Annotated in this window: 16 protein-coding genes; 4 read left to right on the forward strand and 12 right to left on the reverse strand. The window is 70.3% G+C overall.

Annotated elements, in window-relative coordinates; genetic code table 11:
* Nucleotides 1-9 precede the first annotated feature (9 nt).
* The 11 genes from ACZ5BH_RS09180 to ACZ5BH_RS09230 all read right to left on the reverse strand — a co-directional run bounded on the left by ACZ5BH_RS09180 (nucleotide 10) and on the right by ACZ5BH_RS09230 (nucleotide 13,537).
* Entirely contained in the window at nucleotides 10-1,134 is a 1,125-nt protein-coding gene (locus ACZ5BH_RS09180) for an efflux RND transporter periplasmic adaptor subunit (protein ID WP_464888955.1), read from the reverse strand.
* A gap of 28 nt (nucleotides 1,135-1,162) precedes the next feature.
* Nucleotides 1,163-4,360, reverse strand: a complete 3,198-nt coding sequence (locus ACZ5BH_RS09185; protein ID WP_464888956.1) for an efflux RND transporter permease subunit — start codon at nucleotides 4,358-4,360, stop codon at nucleotides 1,163-1,165.
* Between the two features lie 22 nt (nucleotides 4,361-4,382).
* Complete coding sequence (locus ACZ5BH_RS09190; protein WP_464888957.1) at nucleotides 4,383-5,711, reverse strand: efflux RND transporter periplasmic adaptor subunit; 1,329 nt, start codon at nucleotides 5,709-5,711, stop codon at nucleotides 4,383-4,385.
* A 41-nt stretch (nucleotides 5,712-5,752) separates the two neighbouring features.
* A complete protein-coding gene (locus tag ACZ5BH_RS09195; RefSeq protein ID WP_464888958.1) occupies nucleotides 5,753-7,018 on the reverse strand; it encodes a TolC family protein in 1,266 nt (421 codons plus the stop codon).
* A gap of 156 nt (nucleotides 7,019-7,174) precedes the next feature.
* Nucleotides 7,175-7,504: a hypothetical protein gene (locus tag ACZ5BH_RS09200; protein WP_464888959.1), complete on the reverse strand. Its 330-nt coding sequence runs from the start codon at nucleotides 7,502-7,504 to the stop codon at nucleotides 7,175-7,177.
* Nucleotides 7,505-7,558: 54 nt separating this feature from the next.
* A complete protein-coding gene (gene hypE, locus ACZ5BH_RS09205) occupies nucleotides 7,559-8,560 on the reverse strand; it encodes a hydrogenase expression/formation protein HypE (protein WP_464888960.1) in 1,002 nt (333 codons plus the stop codon).
* A 47-nt stretch (nucleotides 8,561-8,607) separates the two neighbouring features.
* The gene (gene hypF, locus ACZ5BH_RS09210) at nucleotides 8,608-10,860 is read right to left on the reverse strand and encodes a carbamoyltransferase HypF (RefSeq protein ID WP_464888961.1); all 2,253 of its coding nucleotides are present in this window, start codon (nucleotides 10,858-10,860) and stop codon (nucleotides 8,608-8,610) included.
* 119 nt (nucleotides 10,861-10,979) lie between these two features.
* The gene (gene hypD / locus ACZ5BH_RS09215; RefSeq protein ID WP_464888962.1) at nucleotides 10,980-12,110 is read right to left on the reverse strand and encodes a hydrogenase formation protein HypD; all 1,131 of its coding nucleotides are present in this window, start codon (nucleotides 12,108-12,110) and stop codon (nucleotides 10,980-10,982) included.
* Entirely contained in the window at nucleotides 12,111-12,923 is an 813-nt protein-coding gene (hypB, locus tag ACZ5BH_RS09220; RefSeq protein WP_464888963.1) for a hydrogenase nickel incorporation protein HypB, read from the reverse strand. It abuts the gene before it with no gap.
* Entirely contained in the window at nucleotides 12,916-13,275 is a 360-nt protein-coding gene (locus tag ACZ5BH_RS09225) for a hydrogenase maturation nickel metallochaperone HypA/HybF (RefSeq protein ID WP_464888964.1), read from the reverse strand. Before ACZ5BH_RS09225 ends, hypB begins: the two co-directional genes overlap by 8 nt.
* On the reverse strand, nucleotides 13,268-13,537 hold the full coding sequence (locus ACZ5BH_RS09230) for a HypC/HybG/HupF family hydrogenase formation chaperone (protein ID WP_464888965.1): 270 nt from the start codon (nucleotides 13,535-13,537) through the stop codon (nucleotides 13,268-13,270). Before ACZ5BH_RS09230 ends, ACZ5BH_RS09225 begins: the two co-directional genes overlap by 8 nt.
* Nucleotides 13,538-13,661: 124 nt before the next feature.
* Here ACZ5BH_RS09230 and ACZ5BH_RS09235 point away from each other — a divergent pair, with 124 nt between their 5' ends.
* The 3 genes from ACZ5BH_RS09235 to ACZ5BH_RS09245 all read left to right on the forward strand — a co-directional run bounded on the left by ACZ5BH_RS09235 (nucleotide 13,662) and on the right by ACZ5BH_RS09245 (nucleotide 16,160).
* Nucleotides 13,662-14,204, forward strand: a complete 543-nt coding sequence (locus ACZ5BH_RS09235) for a HupE/UreJ family protein (RefSeq protein ID WP_464888966.1) — start codon at nucleotides 13,662-13,664, stop codon at nucleotides 14,202-14,204.
* 149 nt (nucleotides 14,205-14,353) lie between these two features.
* Nucleotides 14,354-15,208, forward strand: coding sequence for a cation diffusion facilitator family transporter (locus ACZ5BH_RS09240; protein WP_464888967.1), 855 nt, complete (start codon nucleotides 14,354-14,356; stop codon nucleotides 15,206-15,208).
* Nucleotides 15,195-16,160, forward strand: coding sequence for a hypothetical protein (locus ACZ5BH_RS09245; protein WP_464888968.1), 966 nt, complete (start codon nucleotides 15,195-15,197; stop codon nucleotides 16,158-16,160). Before ACZ5BH_RS09240 ends, ACZ5BH_RS09245 begins: the two co-directional genes overlap by 14 nt.
* A gap of 178 nt (nucleotides 16,161-16,338) precedes the next feature.
* Here the strand turns inward: ACZ5BH_RS09245 and ACZ5BH_RS09250 are convergent, their stop codons facing one another.
* Nucleotides 16,339-16,560, reverse strand: a complete 222-nt coding sequence (locus tag ACZ5BH_RS09250) for a DUF6316 family protein (RefSeq protein WP_464888969.1) — start codon at nucleotides 16,558-16,560, stop codon at nucleotides 16,339-16,341.
* 380 nt (nucleotides 16,561-16,940) lie between these two features.
* On the opposite strand from ACZ5BH_RS09250, the gene ACZ5BH_RS09255 reads away from it, so the two are divergent.
* Nucleotides 16,941-17,456 carry a 2-thiouracil desulfurase family protein gene (locus ACZ5BH_RS09255; protein ID WP_464888970.1) on the forward strand — a complete coding sequence of 172 codons (516 nt, stop codon included), beginning with the start codon at nucleotides 16,941-16,943 and terminating at the stop codon, nucleotides 17,454-17,456.
* Nucleotides 17,457-17,472 lie beyond the last annotated feature (16 nt).

Here is a 17,472-nt window from a genome sequence, read left to right on the forward strand (position 1 = left end):
ACGGATTCCTCAGTGGCTGTCTTCGCCCATGCGCGAGCGCAGCAGCAGGGACTTGAGCAGGAAGGCGCCCTGCACCACGACGGTTTCGCCTTCGGCGAGGCCGGCGACGACGGGCACCCAGCCGCCCCGGGCCGGTGCCGTTTCCACCGGGCGCGGCGTGAGCCGGTCACCCTGGACCGTGAACACGGTGGGCGCGCCGAGCAGCATCACCACCGCGCCGGTGGGCACGGCCAGGCGCGGGTGGGGTTCGCCCGCCGCCAGCTCGACTTCCACGAACTGGCCGGGATGCAGGCGATCGGCGGCGTTGTCGATGGCGATGCGCAGCGCCAGGGTGCGGGTGCGGGGGTCCACGCGCTTGTGGCGCTGCACCACCCGCCCTTCGATCCAGCCTGCGCCGGTGTCGATCCGCGCCACCGCGTCGGCGGCGATGCGCGGGGCCAGGGCCGGGTCCACCCGCGCCTCCACCCACAGACGGCGCTCGTCGCTGATCTCGAACAGCATTCGTCCCGGTTCGATGAACTCGCCGAGCACGAAGTCGTCGGCGATGACGCTGCCTTCCAGGGGACTGAGCAGATCGAAGTTGCCGTTGGCGCGGGCCGGATCGGTGCCCTTGAGGAGCGCCCGGATCTGGCGGTCGGTCATGCCGTAGGCGCTGACCGTGGCATGGGCCTGCTGGCGGGCGACCTGGGCCGCCACGTAGCGCTTGTCCGAGACCACCTCGCGCCCCAGCCGGCGCACCCGCTGCCATTCCCGCTCGGCCTCGATCAGCCGGCCCTGGGCATCGGCCATGACCACGCTGGAGAGCGTCACCAGGGGCTGGCCGGGACGAACCCGTTGTCCGAGCCGGGCATGGCGGGCCACCACCTGGGCGCTGATCCGCGGCGTGACCCGGGCCGTCCGGTAGGCATCGAGGCGCACTTCGCCGGGGGCCCGCACGGCTTCGGCCAGCAGGCGGGCCTGAACCGTGGCGGTGCGGATGCCGCGGCGTTCACGTTCCGCCGGCGCCATGCGCAGCGTCTCGTCGCTTGCGTGTTCCCCGGGCTCGTCACCCGTGGCCATGCCGGGAGGCGGGGCGCCAAGCAGCGTGGCCAGCAGCAGGGCGCCGAGGGGGAAGCGCGTACGGGATCGAATCATGGGGCAGTCCTCTTCGCAGTGAGCCTCTTCAGCGGCGCATCTCGGCCAGCCGGCCGCGGGAGAAGAAGGTGTACAGGGCCGGCAGCACGAACAGGGTGAGCAGGGTGGAGGTGACGATGCCGCCGACCACCACGGTGGCCAGCGGGCGTTGCACCTCCGAGCCCACGCCGGTGGCCAGCAGCATGGGAATGAGCCCCAGCGCGGTGGTCACGGCGGTCATCAGCACCGGGCGCAGGCGCGAGCGGGCGCCCTCGAAGATGGCCTCGCCCAGGGGCGTGCCGCCCTCGTGACGCAGGTTGATGGAATTGACCATCACCACGCCGTTGAGGACCGCGATGCCGAACAGGGCGATGAAGCCGATGGAGCCGGGCACCGAGAGATACTGGCCGGAGAAATACAGCGAAGCGATGCCGCCGATCAGGGCCAGGGGCACGTTGATCATGATCAGCATGGCCTGCCCGGCCGAGCCGAAGGCGAAGAACAGCAGCAGGAAGATCAGGGCCAGGGACAGGGGCACCACGATCATCAGCCGGGCCTGGGCCCGCTGCTGGTTCTCGAACTGGCCGCCGAAGACCACCGAGTAGCCCGGGGGCAGATCCACTTCCGCGGCGATGCGCTGGCGCAGTTCGGCCACCAGGCCGCCCATGTCGCGATCGGCCACGTTGGTCTGAATCACCACCCGGCGCTGCACGTCGTCGCGCCGGATCTGCGGCGGTCCCGATTCGATGGCCACGCGGGCCACGTCGCCCAGGCGCACCCAGGCGCCGTTGGGGGCCAGCAGCAGGAGATCGCGGATGGCCTGCACGTCGCGCCGCCAGGTCTCGGCCAGGCGCACGTAGATGTCGTAACGCTCGTTGCCCTTGATCACCTGGCCGGCGGTACGCCCGCCGATGGCGTCGGCGACCAGATCCATGATCTGGGCCACGGGGATGCCGTAGCGGGCCAGCAGGTCGCGATCCGGGCGCACCACCAGTTGCGCCTCGCCGGCGATCTGCTCCATGGCCACGTCGCGGGTGCCGCGCACCCGCTTCACCAGGCTCTCGATGGCGCGGCCCTTCTCGGCCAGCACGTCGAGATCCGGGCCGAAGAGCTTGATGGCCAGTTGCGCCTTCACCCCCGAGAGCAGTTCGTCCACCCGCGTGGCGATGGGCTGGGAGAAGGAGAACAGCAGGCCCGGGTGGATCTGCATGCGTTCCTCCATGCGCCGCTGCAGATCCTTGCGGTTGTCGGTGGTGGTCCATTCGGCCACCGGCTTGAGGCCGACGAAGATCTCCACGTTGGAGACCGGCTCCGGATCGCCGCCGATCTCGGCGCGGCCCACGCGGCTCGAGACGTAGGTGACCTCGGGGAAGGTCATCAGCCTCTCCTCCAGCTTGCGGGCCACGTTCAGCGAGGTTTCGAGGCTGGAGGAGGGCGCCAGGGTGACGCGGATGTTGAGGGTGCCTTCCTCCAGCTCGGGGACGAACTCGGTGCCGAGGAAGGGCACCAGGGCGAGAGCGCCGGCGAACAGCGCCACCGCCGCGCCCACGATCACCCGGGGGCGATCCATGGCCTTGCGCAGCAGCCGCCGGTAGAGGCGATCCAGGGGCGGCAGAATGGGGCTTTCCTTCTCCCGCACGCCGTGGTGGAAGAAATAGGTGGCCAGCGCCGGCACCACCACCAGGGCCACCAGCAGCGAGGCCAGCATGGCCAGCACGATGGAGATGGCCATGGGCTGGAAGAGCTTGCCTTCCACGCCCTCCAGGCTGAACAGGGGCGCGAAGACGATGATGATGATCATCACCGCGAAGAACACCGGGCGGCCCACTTCGCGCGCCGCTTCCTGGATGCGCAGGGGTATGCCGTGGCTGTCGGCGGCGCTCCAGCGGGGATCGGGATCGCCGGGGGCCAGGCGCCGGGCCTCGTCCTCGTGTTCGGCGTCGGGGTGGGCAAGGTGGCTGAAGATCCGCTCCATGATCACCACCGAGCCGTCCACCATCATGCCGATGGCGATGGCCAACCCGCCCAGCGACATGAGGTTGGCCGACATGCCCCACAGGGCCATGACCATCAGCGCCAGGCCGATGGAGATGGGAATGGAGATGAGCACCAGGAAGGTGGCGCGCAGGTTCATCATGAACAGCATCAGCACCACCACGATGAGCACGAAGGCCTGCAGCAGGGCGTTGGTGACGGTGCGCACCGCCTGGCTGACCAGATCGGCCTGATCGTAGAAGGGCTCGAGGCGCACGCCGTCGGGCAGCGCGGCCTGGATGATCGGCAGGCGTTCCTTGATGCCGTCGATGGTGGCCTTGGTGTTGGCGCCCATGCGCTTGAGAACGATGCCGGCCACCACTTCGCCCAGCGGCAGGGGGCGGCCCTGCGCGTCGCGGGTGGTGAGGGTCACGGCGCCCTGGCGGATTTCCGGCCCGAAGCGGACCTCGGCCACGTCACGCACCCGCACCACGGTGCCGTCCTGTTCCTTGAGGGGGATGTTGCCGATGTCGCGCAGGCCGGCCTCACCGCTGCGCACCCAGCCCACGCCGCGGATCACCAGTTGTTCCTGGCCGCGGTCCAGGTACCAGCCGCCGGCGTTGCGGTTGTTGGCCTCGATGGCCTCGGCCACGTCGTCGCCGGTGAGGTGATAGCCCAGCAGGCGCCGCGGATCCAGCAGTACCTGGTACTGGCGCACCTCGCCGCCGAAGGAGAGCACGTCGGTCACGCCGTCCACCGGCATCAGCAGCAGTTTCACCACCCAGTCGTTGAGGCTGCGCAGGGTGATGGCATCGAAGCGTTCGGGATCGTCGGTGCGCAGGATGTACTGGAACACCTGGCCGAGGCCCGAGGTGTTGGGCCCCATCTCGGGCGTGCCGATGCCCTCGGGGATCCGCTCACGGGCGGCCTGCAGGCGCTCGAAGACCAGTTGCCGGGCGAAGTAGATGTCGGTGCCTTCCCGGAACACCACGGTGATCACCGACAGGCCGGTCTTGGAAATGGAGCGCACCTCCTCCACGTCGGGCAGGGCGTACATCACTGACTCCACCGGATAGGTGATGAGCTGTTCCACCTCTTCGGCGGCCAGGCCCCGGGCCTCGGTGTTGATCTGCACCTGCACGTTGGTCACGTCGGGAAAGGCGTCCAGGTTCAGGCGCGGCAGGATCATCCCCGCGCCCACCAGCATCGCCAGCAGGCCCAGCACCACCACCAGCCGGTTGCAGACGGCGAAATCGATCAGCTTGTTCAACATGAGCGTCTCCTCGCCGTCGCCGTCAGTGGTTGTGGATCTCGAAGCCGGCCTTGGCCAGCTCCGACTGCACGAAGAAGGCGCCGTGGATCACCACCGGCGTCTCCGGCGCCAGGCCGGCGATCACCGCGCGGCCGTCGTTGACCCGGAGCAGTTTGACTTCCACGGGGCGGAAGACGCCGGGCGCTTCCTGCACGAACACCTGCCAGTCGCCGTCGGGGCTGCGCAGCACGGCCGCCTCGGGCAGGGTCAGGGCCGGCGCGCGGTCGCGGGTGGCGATGCGCGCCTCGAGGAACATGCCCGGATGCAGGCGATCCTCGCGGTTTTCCACCTCCAGGCGCACGGCCAGGGTGCGGGTGGTCTCGTCCAGGGCATGGTGGATCTGGCTGACCTTCGCCGGCAGCCGTTCCTCGCCCAGCAGCACCACCGCCGGTGCGCCGATGGCGATGCGTGCCGCGTCGTCGGGCTTGATGCGCACCTCCACCCACATCACCGATTCGTCGGCGATCACCATCAGCACCGTGCCCGGCTCCACCCGCTGGCCGACGATGAACTCGTCGTGCAGCACCCGCCCGGCCTGGGGCGAGAACAGGCGGAAGGTGCCGTCGGGGCCGCTGCCCCGCCCGGCGAGCAGGGCCTCGATCTCCGCCTGGGTCATGCCATAGGCGCGCACCCGGGCCAGGGCCTGTTCCCAGGCCACCCGGGCCTCGGTGTAGCGGCGCTCCGAGACCACCTTGCGTCCCAGGGCCTTGACCCGCTGCCATTCCCGGGCCGCCACCAGCAGCTGGCCCTGGGCTTCGGCCATCTCCACGCTCGACAGGCTGATCAGCGCCTGTCCGGCCTGCACTTCGTCGCCGAGGCGGGCGTGGCGGGCGACGATCTGGGCCGGAATGCGCGGCGCGATGTTGACCGTGCGGTAGGCGTTGAGCTGCACTTCGCCGGGGGCCGTGAGCCAGGCGGCCACGGGCTCGGCGCGCAGCGGCGCGACCTCGATGCCGGCGGTGCGCATCTGCTCCGCGCTCAGCCGGACCCGGCCCTCCTCCTCGTGGCCGTGTTCCTCGCCGGCGTGTTCGTCATGCCCGTGGCCGTCCTCGTCGTGGGCATCCCGGTCGTGGCCGGGCCGGGCATGTTTGTCCTCGTCGCCGTGATCGGCGTGGCCGTCTTCGTCACGGGCGTCGTGTCCGTGGCCGTCCTCGTCGTGATCATCCGCCGCATGTCCGGCGCGGGCGTGTTTGTCCTCGTCGCCGTGATCGGCGTGGGCGGCCGGCGTGGCCGCGTCGCGGGAGGCGGTTTCCTGGCCACAGGCGGTGACCAGCAGGGCACTCAGGAAAAGGGCAAGGATGCGGGTGTTCATGTTTCGGTTTCCTTCGGGGTTCGTTTCGCGGGCGGTGGCGTTCATTGCGCCGCCGGGGTTTCCGGCGGCAGATCCAGCCAGGCGGTGAGGCTCGCGGTTTCGTAGAGCCAGTCGAAGCCGGCGGCCCACAGGCGGCCGCGCAGTTCCAGGCCGGCGGCGCGGGTGTCCAGGGCCTGCTTGAGCTGGACCAGGTATTCGGCGGTGCTCATGTCGCCGGCTTGCCACAGGCGCTTGATGAGTTCGAGCTGGCGGCGCACGCTGGTGCGCCCGCTGGCCTGCCAGTTGGCCCAGGCGGTTTGCAGCAGCCGGTAGCGTTCGGTGGCGCTGCGCAGCCGGGCGGTCTGATCGCGGAAGGTCTGGCTGGCGAGCCGTTCGGCGCGGATCAGTTCCTGCTGGGCGGCGCGCACTTCCTCGCGCAGGGGATTGCGCACCTTCAGGGGCACGGTGAGGGTGGCCCCGATCAGGGTTTCCTGATCCTCCCTGCCGCCGCGCAGGGCGATGACCGGATCCCAGCTCCGCTCGGCGCGGCGCAGCGCCACGGCCGCGCGGCGGGCGGCCACGCCGGCCTCGAGGGCGCGCATCGCGGGCAGCTTGCGCACGAAGGCATCGAGCGATTCGGGCAGGCGGGCCGGCGGCAGGCGTTCGGGCAGGGCCGGTAGCCGGGCCGGCAGGCCCAGGAACAGGGCGCGCAGGCGCTCGCGGGCGGCGGCCGCGTCCGCCAGGGCGGTGGCGTGGCTCATCAGGGCCTCGCTGTAGGCCAGGCGGGCCAGGTCGAGTTCCACCAGTCCCAGATCACCGGCCCGGTGCCGTTTCTCGGCGATTTCGGCGAACTCCTGCATCAGTTCCAGACCCCGTTCGGCCAGCCGGGCGAGGGCCTGGCGGGTGGTGTGCTCGGCCAGGGCGGTGAGCAGGTCCCGGCTCAGGGCCTGGCGCTCGCGATCCAGTTGCGCGGCGGCCTGCAGCAGATCGGCCTGGGCCACGCGGGTACGGGCGCCGCGCTGATCGCCCAGGTCGAGGGCCTGGCTGAGCTGGAGGGTGCTGGTGTCGGAGGCGGCCCGTTCGGTGTCGAGTTCCAGCTCCGGGTTGTAGACGGCCTTGCCGGCGGCGCGCAGGCGGGCGCGGGCCCGTTCCAGATCGGCCCGGGCGGCCTGCAGGCGCGGATGTTCCGCGACGATGGCGAGGATCCGCTGGCGCAGCTCGGGCGGCGCGGGGGGGAGGGGGGACGCGGGCGCGGCGCTGGCCAGTGATGGCCACAGCAGGCAGCCGGCCAGCAACAGGCGAAACAGGGTGCAGGATTGGCGAAACATGGGTTGGGTTTTCCTCGACGGCAGTTTTCGGGGCACCGGCGGCCGCCCCGGCTGTGCCGGGCCGCCGCCGCGGTGGGCGGATCGCGGCAGACGCGGGGCGCAGGCACCCGCGCGCGTCCCGTCGTCACGGACGGGGCGATCCGCAGAAACTGGCGGTCAGGAAATGGGAGGGGGATTGGGCGGCGTGGCCCGGTTCTGCCGTATCGGCAGTCGGGCGTGGCTGTGCAGGGTCTGGCCGGCGCGCGGCAGCAGGGCGGCCGCCGGCGTGGCCAGGGCGGTCAGGTGGGCGCCGCCGTGGCACCAGTGGTTGCAGCTTTCGTCGGTATGGCCGGGGCCCTGGCCGCCATCGTCGTCGAGGGCCTGCAGGGCCGGCGCGTCGGCCGGGGGCAGACTGGAGACGACGCTGTCCAGCGCCCAGGCGAGATTGCCCGAGAGGAGGAAGAACAGCAGCAGACTGACGATGACCTTGCGCATGAGTGAAGGCATTGTGAACCAGTGGGCGGCTCACGACAAGCGCCATGCGCCGCGAGGGGCTTTTTTTCAACAGATCCGCGGCAGGGGATCGTCTTCCAGTTCCTCGAGGAACCGCTGTCCGCCCAGGGGGGTGTTCAGCACCACCCCGCCGCGCGTGTTCAGTTCGCCGATCAGCGCGGCTTCCCGCCCCGCCGGCAGCGCCTGCCAGGCGGCCAGGACGGTTTCGGCCTGCTCTGGCGCCACCACCGCCACCACCCGGCCTTCGCAGGCGAGGTGCCAGGGATCGTAACCGAGGATCTCGCACACGGCCTCGACCGCTTCGCGCACCGGCACGGCCGCCTGCTCGATGGTCATGCCCAGTCCGGTGGCCCGGGCCACCTCGTGCAGCACCGCAGCCAGCCCGCCACGGGTGGGATCGCGCAGGAAACGCACGCCCGGCAGGCCGCGCAGGGCCCGGGTCAGGGGCAGGACGCTGGCGGCGTCCGAGCGCAGATCGCCGCGCAGGCCGAACGCCTCGCGGGCCAGCATCACCGCGGTGCCGTGATCGCCCACCGGGCCGCTCACCAGGATCCGGTCGCCGGCGCGGATGCGGCCCATGGCCGGCGCGAGCTGCGGATCCCGCGTGCCGATGCCGGTGGTGGCCAGATAGAGCCCGGCGCCCTGGCCGCGGGGCACCACCTTGGTATCGCCGGTGACGACGGCCACGCCGGCCTCGCGCGCGGCCTTCGCCAGGCTGGCGATGAGCCGATCGAGCAGGGCGATCTCCAGGCCTTCCTCGATGAAGGCGTTGAGGCTCAGCCAGCGCGGTTCGGCCCCGGCCACCGCCAGATCGTTGAGGGTGCCGTGCACCGCCAGCGAACCGATGTTGCCACCGGGAAACTCCAGGGGCTGGACGGTGAAGCCGTCGGTGGTCATCACCGGCGGGCCCTCCAGCGGCGGCAGCAGGGCGGCATCGCGGTCGGTATCGAGGCAGGGATTGCCCAGGTGGCGGACGAACAGCTCGTCGATCAGCTCGCGCATGAAGCGCCCCCCGTTGCCGTGGGCGAGGGTGATGTGATCGTGTTCCATGCGGCCATGGTACTGGCAGGGAAGCGGGCAATGCCAGAATGCTTGAGTCAGAGGTCTGCCGCTTCCCGGATCTGGCCGGCGCTCAGTCCGCCATCGTTGACGGGCAGCGTTGCCGGCAGGTGGGCATCGAAGCCGGCGGCCGCAAGCTGCGCGAGCACGGCTTCGGCGAGGCGGCGGTTCTGGAACACGCCACCGGCGAGGCCCACGGTGAATTCGCCATGGCGCTGGCGCAGGGTGCTGGCCTGGGCAAGGAGCGTCGCGGCCAGGGTGGCGTGGAACAGCGCGGCGCGCTCGGCCAGGCTGCGGGCCGGAGCGCCCAGGAGGGGCAGCAGCGGTTCCCAGTCGGCTTCGAGGCGGTCGTCGTGTTCGCGCAACGGCAGGGGGGGCGCTTCCGGCAGCGGGGCCTCGCCGCAGGCCGCTTCCAGCCACATGGGGCCCTGGCCCTCGAAACTCGCCTTCTCCGTCAGCCCCAGCAGGGCGGCGGCGGCATCGAACAGGCGGCCGGCCGCGGAGGTGGCGGGGGCGTTGCGGCGCCGCGCCCAGGCGGCGCGGGCCAGTTGCGGATCGACGGGCGGCGTGAAGTCGCGTCCGGCCGCCCAGCACAGGGCGGCGGCGGCGCGCCAGGGTTCGCGGCCGGCGCGATCGCCGCCGGGCGGATGGAAGGGGCGGAAGCTCGCCACCCGTTGCCAGGCGCCGGGGCGGCCGAGCAGGGCCTCGCCGCCCCACAGCCGGCCGTCTTCGCCCAGGCCCACGCCATCCCAGGTGAACACCAGCCAGCGCGCCACCTCCGGCCGTTCGAGGGCGGGCAGGGCCGCATGGGCGTGATGGTGGAAGACCGTGCGCAGCGGCAGGCCGCAGTCCTTCGCCCAGCGGGTGCTGGCGTAGCCGGGATGGGCGTCGGCCACCACCTGCTCCGCCCGCACCCGGTAGAGTGCCTGCAGATCGGCGAGGGTGCGGGCAAAGACGGATTGCGCGCGGGGCGAATCGAGATCGCCGATGTGGGGCGAGATCACCAGGCGATCGTCCCAGGCCAGGGCCACGGTGTTCTTCATGTGCCCGCCCACCGCCAGGGTGGGGCGGGCGAGGGACACCGGCAGGGACAGTTCCAGGGGAGCGAGTCCGCGGCCGATGCGCAGCGGTCGCAGGCGACCTGCGACGGCCTGCAGCACGCTGTCGTCCACCGGCCGCAGGATGGGCCGGTCATGATGCAGGAAGGCATCGGCCACCGTGCCGAGCCGGATCTCGGCCTCCTCGGGATCGGTGATCACCGGCTCGCCGCTGACGTTGCCGGAGGTGGCGACCAGCGGCCGATCCAGGGCGGCGAGCAGCAGATGATGCAGCGGACTGCAGGGAAGGAAGACGCCGAGCCGATCCATGCCCGGCGCCACCGCCGCGGCCAGCGGAGTCCCGGCGCGGCGCGCCAGGAGGACGATGGGCCGGGCCGGCGAGCGCAGGGCCTCGGCCTCGGCGGGCGAGAGGCGGGCGCAGGCGCGGACGGCGGCCAAGCCATCCGCGCCCCGCGGCGGGAACATCACGGCCAGCGGCTTGTGGGGCCGGGCCTTGCGCGCGCGCAGGCGGCGCACCGCGGCCTCGCTGGTGGCATCACAGATCAGGTGATAGCCGCCGATGCCCTTTACCGCCACGATCCGGCCCGCGGCGATCCGCTCCGCGGCCGCCTGCAGGGCCGCCTCCCCGCTGGCGCGGGTGTTGCCGTCGGTGAACGTCAGCCGTGGCCCGCAGTCGGGACAGGCGACGGGTTCGGCATGAAAGCGCCGGTTGGCGGGATCGGTGTATTCGGCCCGGCAGGCCGGGCACAGGGCGAAGCCGGCCATGGCCGTGTTGGGCCGGTCCCAGGGCAGGTGTTCGACGAGGGTGTAGCGGGGGCCGCACTGGGTGCAGTTGATGAAGGGATAGCGATGGCGGCGGTTTCGCGGATCGTGCAGCTCGCGCAGGCAGTCGGGGCAGACGTCGAGATCGGGCGGCACGTGAACCCGTGCCGCCTCCCGGGCCTCGCTGTCGCGGATCGTGAATCCGCTGGCGCCTTCCGCTGCCACCGCTTCGACCTGGGCCAGCTCCGGCCGCGCCAGCGGTGGGGCCTTGGCCAGCAGATCCCGCTGGAAGGTCTCGAGAACCGCCGCCGGGCCCTGGGCCTGGATCACCACCTCCCCCAGCCGGTTCTGCACCCAGCCGCGCACGCCCAGTGCCTTGGCTAGCCGGTATACGAAGGGCCGGAAGCCCACCCCCTGTACCCGCCCGGTCAGGTGCAGGCGGCGGGCGAGGGGCTTGTCGTCGTCAGGCATCGGCGACAGAAAGCTCATCAAACCTCTCTGTCCTCTGCGTCTCCGCGCTCTTTGCGTTCTTTCCACTGCGGTCATGCGAAGATGTCGGCCATCGCCGGGTCCGCTTCGCTTGACCCGGCCTACAGGGTTGAGGGGGGTTTTTCGGCATTCGCCACCTCGGTTTGCCGAACTCCGCTGCGCCACCAGATCCGGCAGGCGCCTTCGTCGGAGACCATGCACGGGCCGACCGGATGGCGGGGCTGGCAGGCGCGGCCGTAGAGGCGGCATTGTTCGGGATAGATCCGGCCGAGGACCACGCGGGCGCAGTCGCAGCCGGGGGGCATCTCGCCGGCGCGGCGGCGATCCGGCGCGGCCTGTTCGGGAAAGCGGCGGCGGGCATCGTGCGCGGCGAAGGCGGGGCGCAGGGCGTAGCCCGATTCAGAAATCTTGCCGATGCCGCGCCAGTTGCCGTTAACGATCTCGAAGGCGGTTTCGAGGCAGCGCCGCGCGCCGGGATTGCCGCCGGGCCGGACCACTTCGGGATAGGCATTTTCGAGCCGCGCCACCCCTGCGCTTCGCTGGCGGAGCACGGCATGGAACGCGGCCAGCAGGCTGTCGCTCTCGAAACCGGCCACCGCCACCGGCAGGCCGTGCCGGGTGGCGACGAAGTCCCACTCCTCCGGGCCCATCACCGCCGAGACGTGGCCGGGCGCCACCAGGGCGTCGAAGGCGCTTTCCCCGCCTTCCAGAAGCATGGCCACCGCCGGCCAGGTGCGCCGGCCGCTGAGCAGGAGCGAGAGATTGTCGGGCAGGCCTTCGAGGATCATGGCGGCCACCGGGGCCATGGTGGTCTCGAAGCCGGCGGCGAAGAACACCACCTCGCGCTGCGGTTCCTCGCGGGCGATGCGCAGGGCGTCGCGGGGCGAGGCGATGGGGCGCACGTCGGCGCCGGCGGCACGGGCCGCTTCCAGCGAGCGGGGTTCGGACCGGGGCACGTTGACCGGCACCCGCAGCATGTCGCCGAAGGCGACCAGGATCACCCCTTCCTGCAGGGCGAGCCGGATCGCCTGGTGGATGTCCTCCTCGGGGCAGACGCAGACCGGGCAGCCGGGGCCGGGGATCAGTTCGATGCCCGCCGGCATCAGGCTGCGCAGCCCGGCATGGCTGATGGCGCGCTCGTGGCCGCCGCACACGTTCATGATCCGGAAGCGGGGCGGCGGCGGGAGCGCGTGCAGGGCGTCCAGCCAGGCCTGCGCCGGGCGGTGAGTCATTCAGCCCTCCCGGGCGGCGCCGTCGGGCGGGAGGGCGGGGTGGCCGGTCTCGCCGGCTGCGCGGCGGGCGTGCTGCTCGGCGAGGCGGGCCTGCAGCCAGGCGAGCCAGGCATCGAGGCCCTGCCCCGTGCGGGCGGAAAGCGGCAGGACGGGGGCCTCGGAGGCGAGGTGGCGCAGGTGCCGTTCGGCGGCCTGCGGGTCGAAGTCGTCGAGCACCGCGAGCAGATCGGTCTTGGTCAGGAGCATGAGGTCGGCGGCGCGGAACATCACCGGATACTTGGCCGGCTTGTCGTCGCCCTCGGTCACCGAGAGCAGGGTGACGTTGTGATGCTGGCCCAGATCGAAGCTGGCGGGACAGACCAGGTTGCCCACGTTCTCGATGAACAGCAGATCGAGTTCCGCCAGCGGCAGTTGGTGCACGGCGTCGTGCACCATGTGGGCATCCAGATGGCAGGCCGAGCCGGTGGTGATCTGCACGGCGGGAACGCCGTGGGCGCGGATCCGCTCGGCATCGTTCTCGGTCTCCAGATCGCCCTCGATCACGCCGATGCGCAGATCCGCCGAGAGGGCCGCGAGGGTGGCCTCGAGCAGCGCGGTCTTGCCGGCGCCCGGCGAGGACATGAGATTGACGGCCAGCACGCCGTGGCGATCGAAATGGGCGCGGTTGTGGCGGGCGGTGACGTCGTTCTCCGACAACAGGCTGCGCAGGACGGTGACCGTCTCCCGGCCTTCGGCGGTGCGGGAAAGCCGGCCGCCGGACTCGACCAGATGCCGGTTGCCGGGGGTGAGGTTGCAGCCGCAGGTGTCACACATGTTCGCTCTCCCGATCCAGTTCCACGCTGACCAGCAACAGCTCGTCGCCGCCGACCAGGCGGGTGTGCCCGTCGCCGCAGGCGCCGCACAGCAGCCGGTTGGCCGCCGCGTCGCGCTCGGCACCGCAGGTGTCGCAGTGCACCCGTACCCGCGTCTGCTCGATGATCAGTTCCGCCCCGGCCGCCACGCTGTCTGCGGCTGCCAGCGGGAAGGCCTCCCGCAGCAGATCCGGTTCCACCCCCGACAGAGGGCCGATCCGCAGCACGATCCGCGTCACCCGCCCGGCATGGTGCTCGCGGGCCAGGGCGCTCACCTGCCGCAGCAGGCCCTGGCATACCGCCAGTTCATGCACGGGGTTCTCCGGCCTCGCCGTCCGGAGGCTCGCGCATCTCGTCATACAGCGCCCAGGCTGCGGCCGCATGCTCCTCGCTGATCTTCTGAATGGCGTAGCCCACGTGCACCATCACGTGATCCCCGGGAGCCAGATCCGTTTCCTGCATCAGGAACAGGCTCACCTCCCGCGTCACGCCCCTGGCCTCGCAACGGGCCAGGAACCCGTCGATGGCGACGATGCGCATGGGAATGGCGAGGCACATGATGAAGTCAGTAAACACCCGTGTTTGCGGTCCGTCAACCTTGCATTCATGGGGGCCTGGTTTATCTTGAATGCTATGATGAGGGATGCCTTGCAAGCCTGTTGAGGTTTGGCAACTTCAACCCTTTGACGAGAACAAGCGTATGTCAGACCGTGCCTTTCTGCGTTTCGTGCTGATGCTGCTGATCCTGCCGGTTTCCTCCGTGGCCCTGGCGCATGGCGCGCCGACGGCGGCGGACGGGTTCGTTGCCGGCTTCTGGCATCCGCTGAGCGGAGGCGATCACCTGTTGTCCCTGATCCTGGCCGGGATCGTCATCGGCCGGCTGGCCCGCCGGCGGTTGCCGCTGGCGGCCGGGTTTGCCGGCGCCTTTCTGTTCGGTCTGCTGGCGGGAGCCGCGCTGGGGCCGCAGGCCGCCGTCGATGGCCTGCTGCTGCTCGGCCTGCCGGTGCTGGGTTTCTTGCTCTGGCGCCGCGCGGCACCCGGTTTCGGGCTGGGGTTCGCGCTCACCGGGATTGCCTTCCTGCACGGCTTCGCTCACGGCATGGAAGGCGCGCCCCGGCCCGGCTGGATGATGGGCGCCGCGGCCGGCATGGGGCTGTTGCTCCTGGCGGGGATGGGGCTCGGCCGGCACGGGTTTGCGCCGGGGCAGGACCGCATTGCCGGGACGCCGGGCCGGCCGGAATAGCCGTTTTCGGATCCCGGCCCGCAAGCCCGGGCCTCGGGGCCCGGATGCCTGCCGGACAGGAGAGGGGTGCGTTACAATGGCCGCAGGTTTCAACCCCGGGGTGAGCGCTTATCGCGGCACAGCATTCCGATACCCATGACGAACGCCGGTTGCTGCTGGCCCTGAGCCTGACCGGCGGCTTCATGGTGGTGGAAGTGATCGGGGGACTGTGGTCCGGTTCCCTGGCCCTGCTGGCCGATGCCGGCCACATGCTCACCGATACCGTGTCGCTGGGCCTGGCCTGGCTGGCGGCGCGGCTCTCGCGCCGGCCTGCCGATGCCCTGCGCACCTACGGTTACCACCGCCTGCAGATCCTCGCCGCCTTCGTCAACGGCATCTTCTTCCTGTTCATCGTGGCCTGGATCGGTTTCGAGGCGGTGCAGCGGCTGCTGGCGCCCCGGCCGGTGCTCGGCGGCGTGATGCTGTGGGTGGCGCTGGCCGGTCTCGGCATCAACCTCGTGGCCTTCCGCCTGCTGCATGGCGGTCATCGGCACAATCTCAACGTGCGGGCGGCGCTGCTGCACGTGATGGGCGATCTGCTCGGTTCCCTGGCCGCCATTGCCGCCGCCGGCGTGATTCTGGCCACCGGCTGGTATCCGATCGATCCCCTGCTGTCGATCCTGGTGGCGCTGCTCATTCTCTACAGTGCCTGGAAGGTGGTGCGCCAGTCGGGACACATTCTCCTCGAAGGCACGCCACCGCACGTGGACCCCGAGCGGATCCGCGCCGAACTGCACCGCCGCATTCCCGAGATCGAGGATGTGCACCATCTGCACGTCTGGTCGCTGACGCCGGAGCGGACTATGCTCACCCTGCATGTGACCGTGGCCGAGGGGACCGATTGCGGACAGGTGCTGGCGAGCGTGAAGCGCATTTTGTACGAGGTGTTCGGCATCGATCATTCCACCGTGCAGGTCGAGCCGGCCACCTGCATCGACGAGGCGCTGGCCGGTGCAGATCACTGAGTTCGGCCTGCGGTTGGCCTGTTTGCTGCTGGGATGGCCCCTGCTCGTCATGGGGGCCGGCGACGCGCAGCCGGAAAGGCCGCCCGCGGTGCTCGGCATGCTGGATCTGACCCATGACTACGTTTCCCAGAGCGTGGAAGAGCTGGCGACCAGCATCGATCGTTTCTTCGCCAACCAGAAGCACTACCAGTACACCAACCGGACCTATGTGCAGATCCGCCTGGATGGTTACTGGCGCGACGAGCGCACCCCCGACTACACGCCACGCTTGCGCGCCAAGCTGCATCTGCCCGGGACCGAACGCCGCTTCCGGCTGATGCTGGAAACCGATCCCCAGGAGCGCCAGACCCCGCAGGATCTGTCGCAGAACAATGCCGGCACCACGGGGGGCGCAGGCGCGGGCGACTACTTCCTGTCCATGCTGCGGGAGCGGGTGAGCGAAAGCGGCTGGAACGTCCAGCCCAACATCGGCGCGGAGCTGAAACTGCCGCTGGAGGCCTTTCTTCGGCTGCGGCTGTACAAGAGTTATCCCCTCAGCGAGAAATGGACCATGCGCCCGGATCAGAACTTCTACTGGTACACGGAGCGGGGCGCCGGCTCCGACAGTTATCTGGAGTTCAATTACCGGCTGTCCGACGACTGGCTGTTGCGTTCCGGCACGTTCCTGCGCTGGACCGATCGCAACGACTTCTGGGAGCCCAGCCAGAACCTGATGCTCTATCACTATATCCGTCCCGGCGTGCAGATGTACTACCAGGCGGGCATGTTCGGGCGCACGGCGCCCACGTTGCACGTGACCGAATACCTGTTCACCATCAACTATCGCCAGCTTCTCTACCGGGACTGGCTGTTTCTCGAGATGCGCCCGCAACTGAGCTACGCCGAGGGCGAGGACTGGCGGCCGGTGCGTTCCTTCCTGTTGCGTTTCGACATCGTGTTCGGGCGGCAGTAGAGAGACGGCTTGATGCGTCGTCCCCTGCGCCAACGCATGTCGCGGCTTGCGCCGCTCCGACGGGTTTTTCGCCAGCCTGTAGGAGTGGCGCAAGCCGCGATGGAGTGGCGGAAATGGGCGTCACCGGATGGGGTGGGCTGAATCGAAACGCAGCGGGGCCTGGAACAGGCGCTCGGGTTCAGCCCGGACTGGGCGAGAGGTCTCCCGCCTCGGGCAGGTCGCGGCCTTCGCAGGCGGCGATGTGCCGGGCCAGGGCGGCTTCGGCCTCGGCCTTGCTGTCGAAGGGGCCGCGGTTTCCGCCTTCGCGGCAGGCGAAATACCATTTCCGATGGATGTAGAAGAAGCGGCCGGTGCGGCACCAGGGCGTGCCGCCCACTTCGCCGCGTCTGTGCCGACTCATGGCCGGTGACCTCGTGGCTGTCATTACGTTTGTTTCTGGTATAGGTCAAAAAATGACCAAATGCAATGAAAAGCCCGGAAAAGGCCGTTTTCGGGCCCGAAAAGGCGGTTTGTCGAGCGGATTTCGGGTTTTTCGAGATCTTTTCGGGACAGGGGGAACCTTTTCGCGCCGGGGCCGTCAGAATCCATGACATTGCATCCCCGGCCACGGACGAGCCACGAGTCGATGTGGTGGATACTCTCCCTGCTGTCAGGTAAGCCGGCGCCCTTCGGGGCGCCTTTTTTTGTCCCGTGCCGTCAGCAGGCTGTTGAAAAAGCCCATGGATGGGCTTTTTCAACAGCCTGTTACAATCGTTCGCCCCCCGGCGGGAAAGCGCACCGATGAACGCAGATTCTCCACGTCCCCGGATTCTGGTCAGCCGCTGCCTGCTGGGCGAGCCGGTGCGCTACGACGGCACCGACCGCTGTGCCCCCGAACTGGCGGCCCTGGCCGACCGCGTCGATTTCCTCCCCGTCTGCCCCGAAGCCGAAGCCGGCCTCGGCGTGCCCCGCCCGCCGGTGCAGTGGGTCGAAACCGATGGCCGCCGTCGCCTGCGCGGCGCGACCGATCCTGCCCTCGATGTCACCGATCGCCTCGCCACTTTCTGCCGCCGCCACGTCGCGGCCCTGCCCGAAGTCCACGGGGCCATCCTCAAGGCCCGTTCCCCGAGCTGCGCCATTGCCAGCGCTCCCCTGTTCGATGCCGCCGGCAACGAATGCGAACGCATCGACGGGCTCTACGTTCAGGCGTTGCGTGAACGCTGGCCGGATCTGCCCTGCATCGATGAAGAGGCCCTGGCCGACGCGGACCGGCGCCGGGCCTTTCTCGTCCGGGTTTTCCAGGCAAGGGAAGGATGAAAGGCAACGGAATCCG

This window comes from Thioprofundum lithotrophicum, from assembly GCF_055387065.1.

What these genes read in the sequence shown, in the direction of transcription:
- hypD (WP_464888962.1), bottom strand. Translation starts at nt 12,110, where the DNA reads ATGACTCACCGCCCGGCGCAGGCCTGGCTGGACGCCCTGCACGCGCTC.
- ACZ5BH_RS09180 (WP_464888955.1), bottom strand. Translation starts at nt 1,134, where the DNA reads ATGATTCGATCCCGTACGCGCTTCCCCCTCGGCGCCCTGCTGCTGGCC.
- ACZ5BH_RS09250 (WP_464888969.1), bottom strand. Translation starts at nt 16,560, where the DNA reads ATGAGTCGGCACAGACGCGGCGAAGTGGGCGGCACGCCCTGGTGCCGC.
- ACZ5BH_RS09200 (WP_464888959.1), bottom strand. Translation starts at nt 7,504, where the DNA reads ATGCCTTCACTCATGCGCAAGGTCATCGTCAGTCTGCTGCTGTTCTTC.
- ACZ5BH_RS09190 (WP_464888957.1), bottom strand. Translation starts at nt 5,711, where the DNA reads ATGAACACCCGCATCCTTGCCCTTTTCCTGAGTGCCCTGCTGGTCACC.
- ACZ5BH_RS09235 (WP_464888966.1), top strand. Translation starts at nt 13,662, where the DNA reads ATGTCAGACCGTGCCTTTCTGCGTTTCGTGCTGATGCTGCTGATCCTG.
- ACZ5BH_RS09255 (WP_464888970.1), top strand. Translation starts at nt 16,941, where the DNA reads ATGAACGCAGATTCTCCACGTCCCCGGATTCTGGTCAGCCGCTGCCTG.
- hypB (WP_464888963.1), bottom strand. Translation starts at nt 12,923, where the DNA reads ATGTGTGACACCTGCGGCTGCAACCTCACCCCCGGCAACCGGCATCTG.
- hypF (WP_464888961.1), bottom strand. Translation starts at nt 10,860, where the DNA reads ATGCCTGACGACGACAAGCCCCTCGCCCGCCGCCTGCACCTGACCGGG.
- ACZ5BH_RS09195 (WP_464888958.1), bottom strand. Translation starts at nt 7,018, where the DNA reads ATGTTTCGCCAATCCTGCACCCTGTTTCGCCTGTTGCTGGCCGGCTGC.
- hypE (WP_464888960.1), bottom strand. Translation starts at nt 8,560, where the DNA reads ATGGAACACGATCACATCACCCTCGCCCACGGCAACGGGGGGCGCTTC.
- ACZ5BH_RS09185 (WP_464888956.1), bottom strand. Translation starts at nt 4,360, where the DNA reads ATGTTGAACAAGCTGATCGATTTCGCCGTCTGCAACCGGCTGGTGGTG.